Here is a 17,238-nt window from a genome sequence, read left to right as displayed (position 1 = left end):
ATGAGCGCGACGGAGCGGATGACGACCGGATTGAAGAGCTCCCGGTTCACGATCTCCCGTGGACTGGTCACCGTCGGCATCGCCGTGGTGGCCCTGTTCATCCTCAGCGCGGTCTTCGCCCCCTCCAGCGTCTCGCAGGGCGCGGTGCTCGGGATGCTCCCCTTCTTCGCCGTGCTGACCTGCGTCGGTCTCGGCCAGATGCTGGTCGTGCAGCAGGGCGGCATCGACCTGTCGATCCCCGGCGCGGTGTCGCTGTCGATCGTGGTCGTCAGCCGCATCCCGAACGGCGACAACAGCCTGCTGCTCCCGGCCGTCGCCCTGGCCCTCGGTCTCGCGGCGCTCGCCGGCATCCTGAACGGCGCCCTGATCGGCTGGCTCAAGCTCAACGCGATCATCGCGACCCTGGGCACCAACGCCCTGCTGTACGCGGTGGTGCTCGGCATCTCCGGCGGCAGCCCGACCACGACGACCCGCCTGCTGCGCGACATCGCCGGCGGGCTCAGCTTCGGCATCCCGAACTCGGTCTTCTTCGCCCTCGCCGCCTTCGTGCTGGTCACCGTGCTCGTCAAGAAGACGGTCGCCGGTCGGCGTTTCGAGGCCGTCGGCGCCAACCCGGTCGCCGCGCGCGCCACGGGGCTCCGGGTCAGGACGCACCAGGCGACGGCCTACGTCTGGGCGCAGCTGCTCTACTGCCTGGCCGGCATCCTGCTCGCGGGGATCACCGCGCAGCCGACCGCCTTCCAGGGCAACACCTACCTGATCCCGGCCGTCGCGGTGGTCGTGCTCGGTGGCACCTCGCTCCTCGGCGGGCGCGGTTTCCCGCTCGCCACAGTCGTGGCGGCCCTGTTCCTCAGCCAGCTCGACCAGTTCGTGCTCGCTGCGGGCGTGCCCTTCGCGGTGCGCTCCATCATCCAGGCGGCGGCCCTCGCGGTCGGCGTCGGCCTCTACACGATCAACTGGGCCGGCCTCCGTGCCCGGTTGGCGGGGCGGCGGCGCGTCAGCGCGGCCACCTGACCCGGCTTCAGAACCCACCCCCGAACACACCTGAACAACCCGAATGATGGGCGGCAGAGGCGCCGCCCATGTGAGAGGAACCACTCATGGCAATCCGCAAAAGAATCGTCCTGGCGGCCGCGGCCCTCGGAGTCAGCGCCCTTGCGCTGACCGCCTGCAGTTCGGGCGCCCCCTCCTCCAACGGCGCCCCCGCCACCGGAGCCCCGGTCGCCGGCGCCCCCAGCTGGTGCGGACCCAACCAGATCACCCTGGGCCTGCTCGACGGCTTCGGCGGCAACAGCTGGCGCAAGATCACCACGGCCGCCGGCGCCGACGAGGTCAAGAAGTGCCCGAGCGTCACCGGCTACGAGTACGCCGACGGTCAGGGCGACACCCAGAAGTCGATCGCCGACATCCAGGGCATGGTCGCCAAGGGCGTCAACGCCCTCGTCGTGTTCCCGGATGCGGGCGAGGCCATGCTGCCCGCCCTCCGCAGCGCCTACCAGGCCGGGGTCGTCACGGTTCCCTACCGCGTGAACCCGGGCGGCAAGGACGGCGTGGACTACGACGCCTGGATCGGTGCGGACTTCACCACCGACGGCGAGAACTGGGGCAAGTGGATCAAGACCAACTTCCCCGACGGCGCGAAGATCCTCTTCGTCTCCGGCCCCAAGGGCAACAGCCAGGGCGAGGACGAGCTGACCGGCATGAACTCGGTGCTCGGCACCGGTGGTGAGTACGAGTTCATCGGCGAGACCCCCTTCGAGCCCACCAACTGGGACCCGGCGCTGACGCAGCAGGTGCTGACGAGCGCGATCGCGAAGAACCCGCAGATCGACGTGATCGTCTCCGACTTCGGCCCGTCGCTGGTCGGTGCGCTACCCGAGTTCACCAAGAGCGGCCGCAGCATCCCGGCGCTGGTGACCTCCGACGGCAACGTGCTCGGCTGCTTCTGGACCGACAACCAGGCCGCGAACCCCGACTTCAAGATGATGACGGTCGCGACCGGTAACGACAACGTGCGTCTCGCGGTGCAGTACGCCGTGGCCAAGGCCACCGGCGGCGTGCTGCCGGACACCACGGTCTTCGACGCCCCCGTCTTCGAGGACTCGGTCTCGGGCACCCCGAACAAGGTCGAGTGCCGCCCCGACCTGCCGGGAGACATCTTCCTCTCGGCCGAGATGTCGCCCGAGGACCAGGCTGCGCTGCTGAAGTAGCACGCGCCTCGATCCGTCACCCGCCGGCCCTGCCGGCGCTCCACCCACCAGTAGAGGGCACACCGTGGACTCACAACTCGAAGACGTCGACACCACCGTCGCCGTCCTGTCGCTGACCGGCATCTCGAAGTCGTACTCCGGCGTCGCAGCACTCACCGACGTCTCGTTGGACGTGCTGCCGGGAGAGGTGCACGCCCTGCTCGGCGAGAACGGTGCCGGGAAGTCGACGCTCATGAACGTCGCTTCCGGCACCGTCCAGCCGGACGGCGGCACCATCCGCGTCAACGGCGACCCGATCGAGTCGCTGAGCCCCGCCCTCGCGGCGAGGCTCGGCATCGCCATCGTGCACCAGCACCCGGCGGTCCTCCCGGACATGACGATCCTGGAGAACCTCCGGGTGGCCCTCCCGCGCTCGGTCTTCGAGGGCAAGGGCCCGATCGACGAGTACGCGACCTCGCTCATCCGGGCGTCGGGCCTCACCGCCCACGTCGGCGATCGGGTCGAGACGCTGAGCGTCGCGCAGAAGCACCTGCTGGAGATCACGAAGGCGCTCGCCCTCGAGCCGCGGGTGCTGGTGCTCGACGAGCCCACGGCGCCGCTCGGCCAGGACTCGGTCGACCTGCTGTTCGCCCGGGTGCGCGAGGCCGTCGCGGCCGGCACCGCGGTGGTCTACATCACGCACCGGATGGCGGAGGTGCGCCAGCTCGCCGACCGGGTGACCGTGCTCCGCGACGGGCGGCTCCGCGGGGTCGCCCGGGTCGACGAGGTCACCGACGACGAGCTCCTGACGATGATCATCGGTCGTCAGATGGAGTCGACCTTCCCGCCGAAGTACACCGCGACCGACGCCGACGACATCAACCTGGTGATCGACGGCATCTCCGGCGACGGCTTCGTCGACGTCAGCGCGGCGGTCAAGCGCGGTGAGATCCTCGGCATCGCCGGGGTCGTCGGCAACGGGCAGAGCGAACTGCTCCGCGCGCTCGCCGGGCTCGACTCCTTCGAGGGCCGGATCGTCGTCAACGGCAAGGAGCTCACGAGCTCCGGCCTCCTCGGTCACGCGGCCTACATGCCGGCCGACCGGCACACCGAGGGGCTGATGATGACGCTGACCGTGCGCGAGAACGCCGCGGTCGCCGCCCTCAAGCGGTTCAAGCGCTGGGCGCTGCTCAACCGCGACCGCGAGGTCACGACCGTCGGGTCGACCCTCGACTCGCTCGCGGTCAAGGCCTCGTCGATGGATGCGGTGGTCTCCTCGCTCTCCGGCGGCAACCAGCAGAAGGTCGTCATGGCCCGGGCGCTGCTCTCCGAGCCCTCGATCATGATCGCCGACGAACCGACCCAGGGCGTGGACGTCGGGGCGCGACTGGAGATCTACAAGATCCTGCGCGAGGTCTCGGCCAGCGGCATCCCGGTCGTCGTCGCCTCCTCGGACGCCAAGGAGCTCGAGGGCCTGTGCGACCAGGTGGTCGTGATGTCGCGCGGCAACGCCGTCGGCACCCTGCTCGGCGACGACATCACCGAGACGCGGATCGTGCAGTCGGCCGTCACCTCGACCGCGCACACCGCGAACACCCAGCTCGCCACCGAGAAGATCGCGCGCTCCACGCCGGTGCGCCGCTTCATCCAGGGCGACTACGCGCCCTCGGCGCTGCTGGTCGGCGTGATCGTCGTGCTCGGCGCCTTCATCTTCAGCCAGAACGCGCGCTATCTCTCGGACTTCAACATCTTCTCGGTGCTGATGCTCGTCAGCGCGCTCGGCTTCATCGCCCTCGGCCAGACCATCTCGCTTCTGATCGGGGGCATCGACCTCTCGGTCGGGCCGCTCGCCGGCTTCCTGGTGGTGGTCGGCTCGTTCTTCGTGAACGACGACAAGCCGTTCGGGGTGATGGGGCTCGGCATCCTGCTGATGTTCGTGCTCGCGATCGCGACCGGGTTGATCAACGGATCCCTGATCCGGTTCGGCAAGTTCACCGCGATCGCGGCGACGCTGACGCTGTACATCGCGCTGCAGGGGCTCAGCTTCCTGCTCCGCGACTCGCCCGGCGGCTACATCGCGACCTCGTTCACGAACCTGGTGACCACCCGGGTCGGCCCGATCCCGCTGATCTTCATCGTGCTGGTCGTGTTCACGGTGCTGCTCGAGCTGGCCCTCCGCAAGCGCAAGTGGGGCTGGCGGCTCCGGGCCACCGGCTCGAACGAGGAGGCCGCGCGCCGGATCGGCGTCAACATCGATCGCACGGTCGTGTTCGCCTACATGGCCACCTCCGTGCTCGCCTTCTGCGGCGCGATCGTGCTGATGACCCAGATCGGGGTCGGCGATCCCGCGCAGGGCGTCAGCTACACGCTCTCCAGCATCACCGCGGTGGTGCTGGGCGGCACCTCGCTCCTCGGCGGACGCGGCACGTTCGTCGGAAGCCTGTTCGGCTCGATCCTGCTGATCCAGGTGCTCAACGCCACCACGTTCCTGGGGCTGTCGCAGATGTGGCAGTACATCTTCCAGGGCGTGCTCATCCTGGTCGCCGCCGTGTTCTACTCGGTGGCGCGCCGTCGACGGAAGGTGCTCGTCTGATGACCGACACGATGCGGGCGGCGGTCTACCACGCCGACCACGACATCCGCGTGACCGAGGTCCCGGTGCCCGAACGGGCTCCGGGCGAGGTGCTGATCCGGATCACCCGGTCCGGCCTCTGCGGCACGGACGCGACCGAGTGGGCCGTCGGCCCCAAGATCTTCCCCGTGAACACCCCGCACCGGGTCACCGGTCACGTCGGTCCGATGGTGCTCGGTCACGAGTTCATCGGCGAGGTCGTCGAGGCGGATGCGGACAGCGGCTTCGCCCCCGGCGACCGGGTCGCGAGCGGCGCCGGTGTCTGGTGCGGCGAGTGCGCGCGCTGCCTCGAGGGCCGCACCAACATGTGCGACCGGTACTGGACCTACGGGCTCAGCACCGACGGCGGGATGGCCGGCTACGTCTCGGCGCCCGCCAAGATCCTCGCCCGCATCCCGGAGGGCCTGAGCGACGACCACGCCGGGCTCGCCCAGCCGCTCGCCGTGGGCATCCACGCCGCCCGCCGCTCGGGAGCGACGGACGGCGACAAGGTCGTGATCATCGGCGCCGGGGCCATCGCCTCCTTCGTGCTCGCCGGGCTGCAGCACCTCGTCGACGTCGAGACCGTGGTGGTCGAGTTCCCCGGCCCGAAGCAGGATCGTGCGCGCCGGTTCGGCGCCGACCACGTCGTCTCTCCGGGCGACGACCTCGCGGCCGAGATCGCCCAGGCGCTCGGCGGCGCGAAGCCCGACGTGGTGATCGAGGCCAGCGGCGCCCCCGGTCAGCTCGCCACGGCGGTCTCGCTGGTGCGGGACGGCGGCCGCGTGCTCGCGGTCGGGCTGCCCAAGGCCAAGCCCGAGCTCGACGTGCACTCGGTCGTCTTCCGTGAGATCACGATCGACTCGAGCCTCGCCCATGTCTGCGACGTCGACCTGGCGCCGGCCCTGGACATCCTCGCCGAGGGCGTCGTCGGGCCGGAGCTGCTCGAGGCCGTGCTGCCGCTGGAGGAGCTGCCGGCGCAGCTCGAGCGGCTCGCGACGGGCAAGCTCGAGGGCAAGGTACTGATCGACCCGTGGGCCTCGCCCACGGTTCGTTGATAGCCTTGACGCACGCGGACCAAAGGGAGAACGCTCATGGCTGAAGTGCTGATCGGCATCGTCGGACTGCTCACGCTCGGAGTCGGGATCCTCGGCCTGATGGCGCTCGTCGAGATGGTGAAGTCGCCCTACAAGAACTAGCGCCGCGTCAGCCGAGCCTGAAAGGCCCTGGCAGCTCGCCCGATCCCCGTACCACCAGCGGGGTCGGCAGCCGGATGTGCTGGTGCGGCGACTCCTCGCCGGCCACGCGGCGCAGCAGCAGCTCGGCCGCCAGGCGACCCATGGTCGCCGGATCCTGGGCGACCACCGTGATCCCCGGATCGAGCACGTCGCCGAGCTCGAAGTCGTCGAAGCCGACGAAGCCGGGCAGCGGCCGCGCGCCGCGCTCCTTGAGGTGGCGCAGCAGGCGCACGCTCCAGCGGTTGTTGCCGGCGAAGATCGCGGTCGGCGGATTCGGGTCGGCGAGCACGGCGTCGATCAGCTCGGCGGGCGCCTCGCGGGGCGCCGCGAGCACGACCATCGCCTCGTCGGCCTCGATCCCCGCCTCCTCGAGCGCCGCCCGGTAGCCGGCCAGCCGCTCGGTGGCGGTGTAGACCGACTCTTGGTCGCCGAAGAAGGCGATCCGGCGGTGGCCGTGGGCGATCAGGTGGGCCGTGCCCTCGCGGGCGCCGCCGACGTTCTCGGCGAGCACGGTGTCGGCCGGGATGCCGGGCACCGGCCGGTCGACGAAGACCATCGAGCAGCCGGCCGCGATCTCGCCGTGGAGGAACTCCGGGTCGGTGCCGCGGGCCGGGGCGAGGATGATGCCGTCGGCCCCGCGGGAGCTGAACGACTCCACGATCCGGCGCGAGCGCGACGGATCCTCGGCCGAGGAGGCCGAGAGCAGCAGGTAGCCCTGCTCGAGCGCGACGTCCTCCACCGCGCGGGTGAGCACGGAGTAGAACGGGTCGGCGACGTCCTCCAGAACCAGCCCGATCGTCGCCGCGGTGCCCTGGCGGAGCTGCCGGGCGAACTCGTTGCGCCGGAATCCGAGCTGGTCGATGGCGGCCTGCACGGAGGCGAGGGTCTCGGCGCTGACGTAGCCGACGCCGTTCACGACCCGCGAGACGGTCTTGAGACTCACCCCCGCGGCAGCGGCGACGTCGCCCATCGTGGGGCGAGCGCGGCTGTGAGGGGTGGTCATGGGAGTCAGGATATAGCTCGGTCCTACGGAGATCGCTCTGTGACAACGTTGACACACCCCCGGCCGGCGGGTTAGATTTTCCGTCGGGCGTCTTTCGTGCGCCTGCCCACCACCCTGCCGTTCAGTGTCGAAAGGCCCCGCATGCCGGAGCACCACTCTTCCCCCCGTCCCCTCCGCCCACGCGGTGCGCTTCTGCGCCGGATGGGCGCGCCGCTGGTCGCGGCCGCGCTCGTCGCGGGCATGATCCCCCTGGGCGCCTCGGCCGCGAGCGCCGCACCCGCCGTGCCGGCGCCCACCGACTTCGCCAACTCCTTCGAGTCCGACCAGACGGCGCCCTTCGGCAGCCGGGTCGAGCTCGCGGCCGACGGCACCCCGCTGCAGCAGAACGTGCACGGCACGGGCGGCGGCAGCCTGCTGCCGAACGTGGCGACGGTCAGCGCGAGCGGGCAGAACGCCCCCGGCGAGGCGGCCATCTGGGCGGCCGACGGGGATGCATCCACCAAGTGGCTGGTCTTCACCAGCACCGCGTGGCTGCAGTACCAGCTCCGCACCTCCACCGCCGCGGTCACCTACACGCTCACCTCGGGCAACGACTCCCCGGAGCGCGACCCGAAGAGCTGGACGGTCAAGGGATCCAACGACGGCAGCACCTGGACGACTCTCGACACGCAGTCGAACCAGACCTGGGCCGACTCCGAGCGCGGCGTGAAGAAGACCTTCACCTTCGCGACCCCGACGGCGTACACCTACTACCGCCTCGACAACGTCACGAACCACTCCGGCGGCATCATCCAGCTCGCCGACTGGGACCTCCTCGTGCCCAAGGACCCGAACGCCCCCGCCGCCCCGGTCGTCACGACCGTCGGCGCCGGCCCGACCACGGGCTACAACATGAAGGCGCGCGTGGGCTGGACGGGCTCGCACTCGCTCCGGTTCGCCGGCAGCCACACCGCCGACGGCGCCGCATCCTTCACCAACCGCCTGTTCGACGTGAACATCCCCGTCGGCCAGACCACCCGCCTGAGCTACCTGATCTTCCCCGAGCTCACCGCCAACGACCTGCAGTACCCCTCGACCTACACGGCCGTCGACCTGCGCTTCTCCGACGGCACCGAGCTCTCCGACCTGTCGCCGACGGATGTCTACGGCATCGACGCGACGGCCGAGGGCCAGGGCGCGGGCAAGGTGCTCTACCCCAACCAGTGGAACCAGGTGCAGATCGACCTCGGCCCGGTCGCCGCGGGCAAGACGGTCTCGGCCATCCAGTTCCGCTACGACAACCCGGGCGGCTCGGCCGCCACGGCGTTCTCGGGGTACCTCGACGACATCGCCATCCAGGCGCAGCCCGCCACGGTCGACGGTTCGAGCCTCACGCACTACGTCGACACCCGGCGCGGCACGAACTCCTCCAGCGCCTTCTCGCGCGGGTCGAACGAGGCCATCACCTCGATGCCGAACGGCTTCAACTTCCTGGTGCCGCTGACCAACGCCGGCGCGAACTCGCGTGAGTACGCCTGGCAGCAGGACAACACCAGCGCCAACCGCACCCGCTTCGAGGGCCTCGGTGTCTCGCACGAGCCGAGCCCGTGGATGGGCGACCGCAACCAGTTCTCCGTGATGCCGGTCGCCGGCTCGGGAGTGCCCGCGGGCGACTGGCACCAGCGTGCCGGCAGCTTCGGCCACGAGAACGAGACCGCTCAGCCGGACTACTACGGTGTGACCCTGGACAACGGGGTGAAGGCCGAGATGACCCCGACCGACCACGCCGCCGTGCAGCGCTTCACCTTCACCGGCGCCACCGGCAGCCTCGTGCTCGACGCCCCCAACGGAAACGCGAACGAGGGCAGCTTCACGATCAACGCCGACGGCACCGTCAGCGGCTGGATCGAGAACGGCGCCGCCGGTGACACCGGCCGCACCCGGATGTTCGTCTCCGGCGCGTTCGACCGCGCACCCACCTCGACCGGCACCGCTCCCGGCGGCCGCCAGCTGACCAAGTACGCGACCTTCGACACCTCGGGCTCCAAGACCGTGGAGCTGCGCTTCGCGACCTCGTACCTGAGTCTGGACCAGGCGGCGAAGAACCTCGCCGCCGAGGTCGGCGCCCAGTCGTTCGACGCCGTGCACGACGCGGCCCGCTCGGCCTGGAACGACCGCCTCGGCGTGATCTCGGTCGAGGGTGCTTCCGAGACCGAGCTGCGGACGCTCTACAGCAACCTGTACCGCCTCAACCTCTACCCGAACGCGCAGCACGAGAACGTCGGCACCACCGCCGCTCCCGTGTACAAGTACGCCAGCCCGGTCAGCGCACAGACCTCCGCCAGCACGGCCACCGTCACCGGTGCCGCTGTGAAGGACGGGAAGATGTACGTCAACAACGGGTTCTGGGACACCTACCGCACGGTCTGGCCCGCCTACTCGATGCTCTACCCGGAGCTCGCGGCCGAGCTCGTCGACGGCTTCACGCAGCAGTACCGCGACGGCGGCTGGATCGCCCGCTGGTCCTCGCCCGGCTACGCGAACATCATGACCGGCACCAGCTCGGACGTGGCCTTCGCCGACAGCTACCTGCGCGACGTGCCGCTTCCGGATGCGCTCGCTACCTACGACGCCGCCGTCAAGAACGCGTCGACCCCGTCGAGCAACGACAGCGTGGGCCGCAAGAGCCTGACGACGTCGATCTTCCTCGGCTACACGCCGGCCTCGCAGGGCGAGAGCGTGTCGTGGGCCGCGGAGGGGTACATCAACGACTTCGGCATCGGCAACATGGCCGCAGCCCTCGCCGCCGACCCGCGGACCCCCGCGGACCGGGTCGAGCAGCTGAAGGCCGACAGCGAGTACTACCTCGACCGCGCCACCGGCTACGTGAACCTGTTCGATCCCTCGATCGGCGGCTTCTTCCAGGCCCGTAACGCCGACGGCACCTTCGCCACCGCTCCCGGTGACTACGACCCGAAGACCTGGTGGGGGCCCTACACGGAGACCAACGGCTGGAACTTCGCGTTCCACGCTCCGCAGGACCCCAACGGTCTGGCCAACCTCTACGGCGGACAGAAGGGCCTCGAGGACAAGCTCGACGAGTTCTTCGCCACCCCGGAGACCACCCTCGGCACCATCCACGAGATGGTCGAGGCCCGCGACGGCCGCTACGGCCAGTGGGGCGTGAGCAACCAGGTGAGCCACCACATCCCGTTCATGTACAACGAGGCGGGCGCACCCGCGAAGGCCCAGGCCATCGTGCGTGAGGCTCTGCAGCGTTCGTACGCGGGCGGCGAGATCGGCCAGGGCTACGCCGGCGACGAGGACAACGGCGAGATGAGCGCCTGGTACATCTTCAACGCGCTCGGCTTCTACCCGCTGCAGACCGGTTCGGACCAGCTCGTACTGGGCTCGCCGCTCTACACCAAGGCCACCGTGCACCTCGCGGGCGGCAAGTCGCTCGTGATCAACGCCCCGGAGAACAGCACGTCGAACATCTACGTGCAGTCGCTCAAGGTCAACGGCGAAGACCACCCGACCACCTCGATCGACTCCCGCATCCTCACCGACGGCGCGACGCTCGACTTCGCGATGGGCTCCTCGCCCTCGGCGTGGGGCACCGGCGAGAACTCGGGTCTGCCGTCGCTGACGACCGGCTCGGCCGTGGCCGCACCGCTGGTCGACTCGACCGGCCCCGTGCTGGCCTCGGCGGTGAGCGCCGGCGGCGAGAACGTCGCCGGTCTGGTCGACGGCACCTCGCGCACCCAGGTCACGTTCGCCTCGGCGACGCCCTCGGTGACCGTGTCGTACAAGGGCGCCAAGCAGCGCCCGACGTTCTACACGCTGACCTCGGGTGCCGGCACCGCCGCGACCGATCCCTCGGCCTGGACGCTGGAGGGCAGCAACGACGGAGTGACCTGGACCCAGGTCGACTCGCAGTCGGGCGTCGCCTTCGCCAACCGCAACCAGACCGTTCCGTTCAAGATCGAGAACCCGGGCGCCTACCAGCAGTTCCGGATCTCGGTCACGGCGGGCGGATCGGCCGGAGCGGTCGCGCTGGCCGAGTTCGAGCTGCTCACCGACGGAACCGGATCCGAGGCGAACGAGCTGACCTTCAGCCCCGCCGAGGGCCTGACCACCTCCACCGGCACCACCACCGACTTCGCCCTCGGCATCCTCTCCGGAGGCGTCGCGGACGGCTACTCGGCCACGGTGAACTGGGGAGACGGTTCGGCGCCGGAGCAGGCCGCGATCGCCGCGGCGACGCTCGGCAACTACCCGGTCTCGGGTCGCCACGCCTACACGCAGCCGGGGGTCTACCAGGCCACCGTCACCGTGGCGGACGGCGTCTCGACCTTCACGGCTCTCGCCACCATCACCGTCGACTACCAGGAGCAGGGGGGTCTGCGCGCCGCGTACGACAACGTCTGCATCGGTGACGACGGCATCGGCGGCGGCAACTGCGACTATAAGGGCATCTCGTACCCGAGGCAGGGCCTGATCGACGGTGGACTCACCTTCGGCCAGCCGATGACCGTCCCGGGCACCGACCTCTCCTTCACCATCCCGGCCGTCCCGGTCGGCGCTCCCGACAACGCCACCGGATCGGGCCAGACCATCGCGGTCGACCTCGGCGAGGGCGCGGAGCAGATGTCCTTCATCGGCGCTGCGACGGAGAAGAACCAGGACACCACCGCGACGGTGACCTTCACCGACGAGACGACCGCGGTCATCCCGCTGCAGTTCTCGGACTGGACCAAGGGCGGCCAGCAGGGTGCCACGGCTCCCTACGGCAACATCGAGGTCGTGAAGTCGGACTACCGTCTGGTCGGCGGGTCGCGGAACGGCGCTGCGCCGTACCTCTTCTCGACGGTGCCGTACACCATCCCCACGGGCAAGACGGTGGCGAGCATCACGCTCCCGCTGCAGCCCGGCGAGGGTGGCGTGACCGGTCGCGTGCACATCTTCGCGATCGCATCCGACGGGGTGCAGGCCGACCTCGGCTACACCACGGAGGTCGGCAAGGACGTCGCGGGCACCGCGGGTGAGCCGGTCTCGGCCGAGCTCGCGACGGTGACCATGAAGACCGCCGACGTGAAGCCGATCGTGCGCGTCCAGTGGGGCGACGGCACCGTGACCGAGGATGCGACGGTCACCCCGTCGGCCACGGATCCGGCCGTGCTCACGGTGACCGGCAGCCACACCTACGCCGCCGCCGGGAGCTTCCCGGTGTCGGTCACGGTCGCGACCGCCGACCACACCGAGCAGCTCGCGCTCACCGCGACCATCGCGGCGGCCCCGGTCTACGCCACCACGCTGACGGTCGACCCGGCCGACGACGTGCTGGCCGGAACTGACGTCACGGTCTCGGGAGACGGCTACAAGGCGAACGAGTCGGTCTCGGTCGAGCTGCAGACGCCCACCCCGGTGACGGCGACCATCCAGGCCGACGGTGCCGGACACATCCAGACGACGCTCACCGTGCCCTCGGACACGGTGCCCGCGATCTACCCGATCGTGGCCACGGGCGCCGAGTCGAAGATGCCGGCCACGGCGACGATCAACGTCGTGCCGCCGGTCGTCACCCCGGTCTACACGCCGCAGCTGCACGCCGACTCCGACTCGGGCCGCCCCGGCGACCTCGTGACGGTGCTGGGCGAGGGCTACGCTCCCGGCGAGCAGATCACCGTGCAGTTCAACTCCGACCCGGTGACGGTCGGAACCGCGACCGCGAGCGACCGCGGGGCATTCAGCCTCACCTTCACGGTGCCGCAGGTCGAGGTCGGCGGGCACACCATCGTGGCCACGGGGGCGACCTCGCAGGTGCCGGTGTCGCTGGCCTTCCAGGTGCTCGCGCCGCAGCTGCCCGGTGACGGCAGCTCGGGGTCGACCGGGGCGACGGATGCCTCCGTGACCGGCAAGCTGAGCAACACCGGTACCGACGGCTCGGTGCTCGGGTCGCTCGGCCTGGGGTCGCTGCTGCTGATCGCGGTCGGAGGGACGTTCCTCTACCTGCGCCGCCGCCGCACCGCGTAGCGGGAGGTGGGCGGGGCTCCGGCCCCGCCCACCCCTGCTGCCCCTCGGGCTCGAGCTCGTAGCGCCGAGAAGTCGCAAAGACGTCCAAACCCTCGGGTTTGGACGTCTTTCTGACTTCTCGACGAGCTAGGCGGGGCTCGCGTGCGACCTAGCGGAGGGTGCCGGAGACCACGGTCGCGTCGATCTCGTCGTCGCGGAGGGTCTCGGCGGCGAAGCCCGCGGCCTCGAACAGGGCGGCGGTCTCGGCCGCCTGCAGCTCGCTGGTCTCGATCAGGAGGTGCCCGCCGGGCGCGAGCCACTCGCCCGCCTCGGCGATCACCCGGCGCTGCACGTCGAGCCCGTCGTCGCCGCCGTCGAGCGCGATCGTCGCCTCGTACAGCCGCGCCTCGGGAGGCATCGTGGCGATCGCCTCGGTCGGCACGTACGGAGCGTTGACGACGATGACGTCGATCCGGCCGCGGAGCGTCTCCGGCAGCGCGTCGTACAGGTCGCCCTGGAGCACCCGATCGGCCGGCAGGTTGAGGCGGGCGCTCCGCACGGCGGTGGGGTCGATGTCGCTCGCCCAGACCTCCAGTGCCTCGGCCGCCGGCGCCGCATCCGAGGCCGCTGGTGCTGGGGCGATCGCGGCGGCGGCCAGGGCGGCCCCGACCGCACCCGAGCCGCAGCACAGGTCGAGCACCACGGCGCCCGGCGCGGTCACCTCGCGTGCCTGTCGTACCAGCAGCTCGGTGCGCCGGCGCGGGACGAAGACGCCCGACCCGACGGCCACGCGCATCCCGGCGAACTCGGCCCAGCCCAGGGCGTGCTCGAGCGGGGTGCCGGCGACGCGCGCCGAGACCAGGCGCTCGCGGGCGGCGTGGTCGTCGCCGGCGGCCTCGAGGATCAGGGCCGCCTCGTCCTCGGCGAACACGCATCCGGCCGCGCGGAGCCGTGCGACGATCCCGTCGAAACCGGCCGGTCGTTCGGAGAATCCAGGCTGCCGGACGCCGTCGTCCGTGCGCGCCTCTACGCTGTCGCTCATCGGCGTCACTCTACCCGCCGATCCCCGAGCGTCCGCTGTCAGTCGGCGTCAGGGGCAGGGGGTGAGCGCCTCCACCGCGGGGGAGAGGGAGGCGGGGCCGCCGAGCAGGATGACGCGACTGGTGCCCCGGTCGGCCAGCCGCTGCAGCACCGGGTTCGGGATGCAGGTGCCGGGCACCAGATAGAGCGGATGCCGTTGCGTGCCCGCGAGCACACCACCGGCAAGTGCGTCGGGGAAGGTCGCGCCGGTGGCGAGGTACACGGTGCTGAAGTCGGAGAGGAGGGCGTCGTTGACGGCGACCGAGGCGGCGTAGCGGTCGGCGCCGGCGAGCCGGGTCACGTCGGCGACGCCGGTCAGTTCGTTCTCGAGCGACGTCGGCACCGAGGCGGGGCCGCCGACGATCGCGATCGAGGACGTGCCGAGCCGGCGGAAGGTGTCCCAGGTGGGGGTGTCGACCGTGCCGAGCGCGCCGTTGACGAGCACGAGCGGCGAGAAGGCCATGCCGGCCGGGGCGCCCGCCGAGAGGGCGTCCGGAAATGATGTCCCGGTCGCGACGAACGCGGTCGCGGCTCCGGCCGGGAACGCCCGTGCCGCGATCGCCCGGCTGACGGCGTAGCGGTCGACGCCGGAGATGCGGGTGACCGACGCCCGGCCGGCCGCGGCCGTCACCTGGGCGACCACCGCATCCGGAACCGTCAGCGGGCCGCCGACGATCACCAGGCTGGTGGGATCGAGGAACCGGAGCGTGTCGAGCACCGACGCCGGCACCGTGTCGGTCGGCACGAGCACGAGGGCCCCGCCGGCGGCCATCGCCGCGGGCCCGGCGCTGAGTGCGTCGGGGAAGTTGGCGCCCGACGCCACGTACACGACCGACGCCCCCGTCGGCCTGGTCAGTCGAGCGGTCCGCGCCGCCACCTCGTACCGATCGCTCCCCGCCACCCGCGTCACGGACGCGACGATCCGCTCACCCGGCGGTGACGCGGGGGCAGGCTCCGGCACGGGAGCTGGCGCAGGCGCAGGCGCAGGCGCCGGCGCTGACGCCGGAACGGGACCGGGCGAAGGCGCGCCTCCCGCATCCGGATCCGCATTCGCGGCACCGCCGGCCGCGAGCGACACCGCCAGGGCGACCCCGGCCGTGAACACCGCGGCGCACCGTCGCCGGTGACCGGACCGTCCTCCGGACCGTCGTACCGATCGTCCTGTCGATCCACCCGAGCTGCCTGCACTTCGTCGTTCCGCACGCATGCGACGACCTCCCCATCGGCCTTCCCCGCCACAGCGGCCCCGAAGGCAGCTTCAGGCTAGCTCACCGGTGAGGATTAATCGAGCAATGCTCGAAAAAAAGTCAGGCGGGGAGGGAGGACTCGATCAGGGCCACGATCTCCGGGTCGTCGGGCTGCACCGTGGGGCGGAAGCGGTGGACGCCGGCGGGCGTGACGACGAACTTCTCGAAGTTCCACTTGACCCGCCCGGCCTTGCCCGACGCATCCGGCGTCTTGGTCAGCTCGGCGTAGAGCGGGTGGGCCGACTTGCCGTTGACCTTGACCTTGTCAAACATCGGGAAGGTCACGCCCCAGGTCATCGAGCAGTACTCCTTGATCTTGTCGGTGTCCGAGAGCTCCTGCAGGAACTGGTTGCTGGGGAAGCCCAGCACCGTGAAGCCGCGGTCGCCGTAGGTCTTCTGCAGCTCCTCGAGCTTCTCGTACTGCGGCGCGAGCCCGCAGCGCGACGCCACGTTCACGATCAGCGTGACGGGGCCGTACTCCGCGAGGGTGGTCGTGCTCCCGTCGATGGTGGTCAGGGGGATGTCGTTCAGGTTCTCGGCCACAACTGCCTCTTTCGATCACGTTCGGGTGGGGGTCACTCTACTCGCGACACCTGTCTCCCAGGTCGCCGTGATCCGGCCTCCGTAGCATGAGCGGCACATGGAACTCATCGTCGACATCGTCTTGATCGTCATCGCGGTCGCCGCCGTCTTCGGGGGCTGGCGCCGTGGCGCGCTCCTGACGGCCGCCTCGCTCGTCGGCATCGTCGCGGGTGCCTTCCTCGCCTCGTGGATCGCCCCCTCGATCGTCGAGTGGCTCGCCGGTCTGGGCTGGGGAAACCCGGTGCAGCGGGCCGTCGCGACCGGCGCCGTGCTGCTGCTCAGCATGGCCTTCGCGATCACGGTGCTCAGCCTCGTGGCGGGCCTCCTCCGCCGGGTGATCGGCGTGATCCGCGTCGCCCGCGGCCTCGACTCGCTCGGCGGCGCCATCCTGGGCCTGCTCACCTGGGCCGTCGTGGTCTGGCTCGTGGCAGGGTTCCTGCAGACCACCGGGCTCGTCCCCGTCACCCAGCTCGTCGCCTCCTCGAAGGTCGTCGCGACCCTCGACGCGATCGCCCCGGTGCCCGCGACGACCGCGCTCGGCACGCTCGAGGCGACCCTCGGCGACTCCGGTTTCCCGCAGGTGTTCGCGTTCGGCGACGAGGCGATCCAGGATGCACCGGCGCCCGACCCGAACGTGCCGGCCGCGGTGAACGCCGCGGCCGGCGGGGTCGTGCGCATCCTCTCCTCCGCCCCCGGATGTGGGTCGGACTCGGAGGGCAGCGGCTGGGTCGCCGCCGGCGAGCGGGTCGTCACCAACGCGCACGTCGTCGCCGGATCCGCCCAGCTCTACGTGCAGCGCGGCGGCCAGGGTGAACTGCTCCCCGCCGAGCTCGTGGTCTTCGACCCGGCCCGCGACCTCGCCGTGCTCGAGGTGCCGGGCCTCGGCGTCGACCCGCTGCCGCTCGGCACGGAGTTGGCGGCGGGCGACCCGGCCGCCGTCGCGGGCTACCCGGAGAACGGCGCCTACACCCTGGGCTCCGCCCGCGTGCGCGAGGTGGTGGATGCGATGGGCCGCGACATCTACGAACAGGATGCGGTGACCCGCGAGATCTACTCCCTGCGATCGATCGTGCGGCCGGGCAACTCGGGCGGCCCGCTCTTCGACGCGAACGGCGACGTGGTCGGCGTGGTCTTCGCCCGCTCGACGATCGACGGCGAGACCGGCTACGCCATGACCCTCGACGAGATCGCCCCGGTGCTGGGCCAGCTCTCGGCGAGCGAGCCGGTGGCCTCGGGCGCCTGCATCGGCTGATCGGTACGGGTCGACCACCGAGGTCGGCCACTGGATGTGTAC

10 protein-coding genes are annotated in these 17,238 nt (G+C 70.9%); 6 read left to right on the top strand and 4 right to left on the bottom strand.

The features are described 5' to 3' along the window. From AC59HU_RS07005 to AC59HU_RS06990, 4 genes are all read left to right on the top strand, one after another. The gene (locus AC59HU_RS07005; protein ID WP_497222659.1) at positions 1-1,014 is read left to right on the top strand and encodes an ABC transporter permease; all 1,014 of its coding nucleotides are present in this window, start codon (positions 1-3) and stop codon (positions 1,012-1,014) included. 86 nt (positions 1,015-1,100) lie between these two features. Continuing rightward, positions 1,101-2,210, top strand: a complete 1,110-nt coding sequence (locus AC59HU_RS07000) for a substrate-binding domain-containing protein (RefSeq protein WP_497222658.1) — start codon at positions 1,101-1,103, stop codon at positions 2,208-2,210. A gap of 64 nt (positions 2,211-2,274) precedes the next feature. Next, complete coding sequence (locus AC59HU_RS06995; protein WP_497222657.1) at positions 2,275-4,782, top strand: ATP-binding cassette domain-containing protein; 2,508 nt, start codon at positions 2,275-2,277, stop codon at positions 4,780-4,782. Continuing rightward, entirely contained in the window at positions 4,782-5,858 is a 1,077-nt protein-coding gene (locus tag AC59HU_RS06990; protein WP_497222656.1) for a zinc-dependent alcohol dehydrogenase, read from the top strand. The genes AC59HU_RS06995 and AC59HU_RS06990 overlap by 1 nt, the downstream gene beginning before the upstream one ends. A 148-nt stretch (positions 5,859-6,006) precedes the next feature. On the opposite strand, the gene AC59HU_RS06985 is transcribed toward AC59HU_RS06990, so the two are convergent. After that, positions 6,007-7,041 (bottom strand): LacI family DNA-binding transcriptional regulator, encoded by a 1,035-nt coding sequence (locus AC59HU_RS06985; RefSeq protein WP_497222655.1) that lies wholly within the window; start codon positions 7,039-7,041, stop codon positions 6,007-6,009. A gap of 201 nt (positions 7,042-7,242) precedes the next feature. Here AC59HU_RS06985 and AC59HU_RS06980 point away from each other — a divergent pair, with 201 nt between their 5' ends. After that, positions 7,243-13,056, top strand: a complete 5,814-nt coding sequence (locus tag AC59HU_RS06980) for a GH92 family glycosyl hydrolase (protein WP_497222654.1) — start codon at positions 7,243-7,245, stop codon at positions 13,054-13,056. A gap of 148 nt (positions 13,057-13,204) precedes the next feature. Here the strand turns inward: AC59HU_RS06980 and AC59HU_RS06975 are convergent, their stop codons facing one another. The 3 genes from AC59HU_RS06975 to AC59HU_RS06965 all read right to left on the bottom strand — a co-directional run bounded on the left by AC59HU_RS06975 (position 13,205) and on the right by AC59HU_RS06965 (position 15,905). Further along, positions 13,205-14,077, bottom strand: coding sequence for a putative protein N(5)-glutamine methyltransferase (locus AC59HU_RS06975; RefSeq protein ID WP_497222653.1), 873 nt, complete (start codon positions 14,075-14,077; stop codon positions 13,205-13,207). 48 nt (positions 14,078-14,125) lie between these two features. Next, positions 14,126-15,025, bottom strand: coding sequence for a cell wall-binding repeat-containing protein (locus tag AC59HU_RS06970; protein ID WP_497222652.1), 900 nt, complete (start codon positions 15,023-15,025; stop codon positions 14,126-14,128). 397 nt (positions 15,026-15,422) lie between these two features. Next, positions 15,423-15,905 carry a glutathione peroxidase gene (locus AC59HU_RS06965; RefSeq protein ID WP_497222651.1) on the bottom strand — a complete coding sequence of 161 codons (483 nt, stop codon included), beginning with the start codon at positions 15,903-15,905 and terminating at the stop codon, positions 15,423-15,425. Between the two features lie 97 nt (positions 15,906-16,002). Here AC59HU_RS06965 and AC59HU_RS06960 point away from each other — a divergent pair, with 97 nt between their 5' ends. Then, on the top strand, positions 16,003-17,196 hold the full coding sequence (locus AC59HU_RS06960) for a MarP family serine protease (RefSeq protein ID WP_497222650.1): 1,194 nt from the start codon (positions 16,003-16,005) through the stop codon (positions 17,194-17,196). The last annotated feature ends 42 nt before the right edge of the window (positions 17,197-17,238 follow it).

Source organism: Herbiconiux sp. 320_LB (genome assembly GCF_059691755.1).
This window is presented reverse-complemented; position numbering and strand designations above follow the sequence as displayed.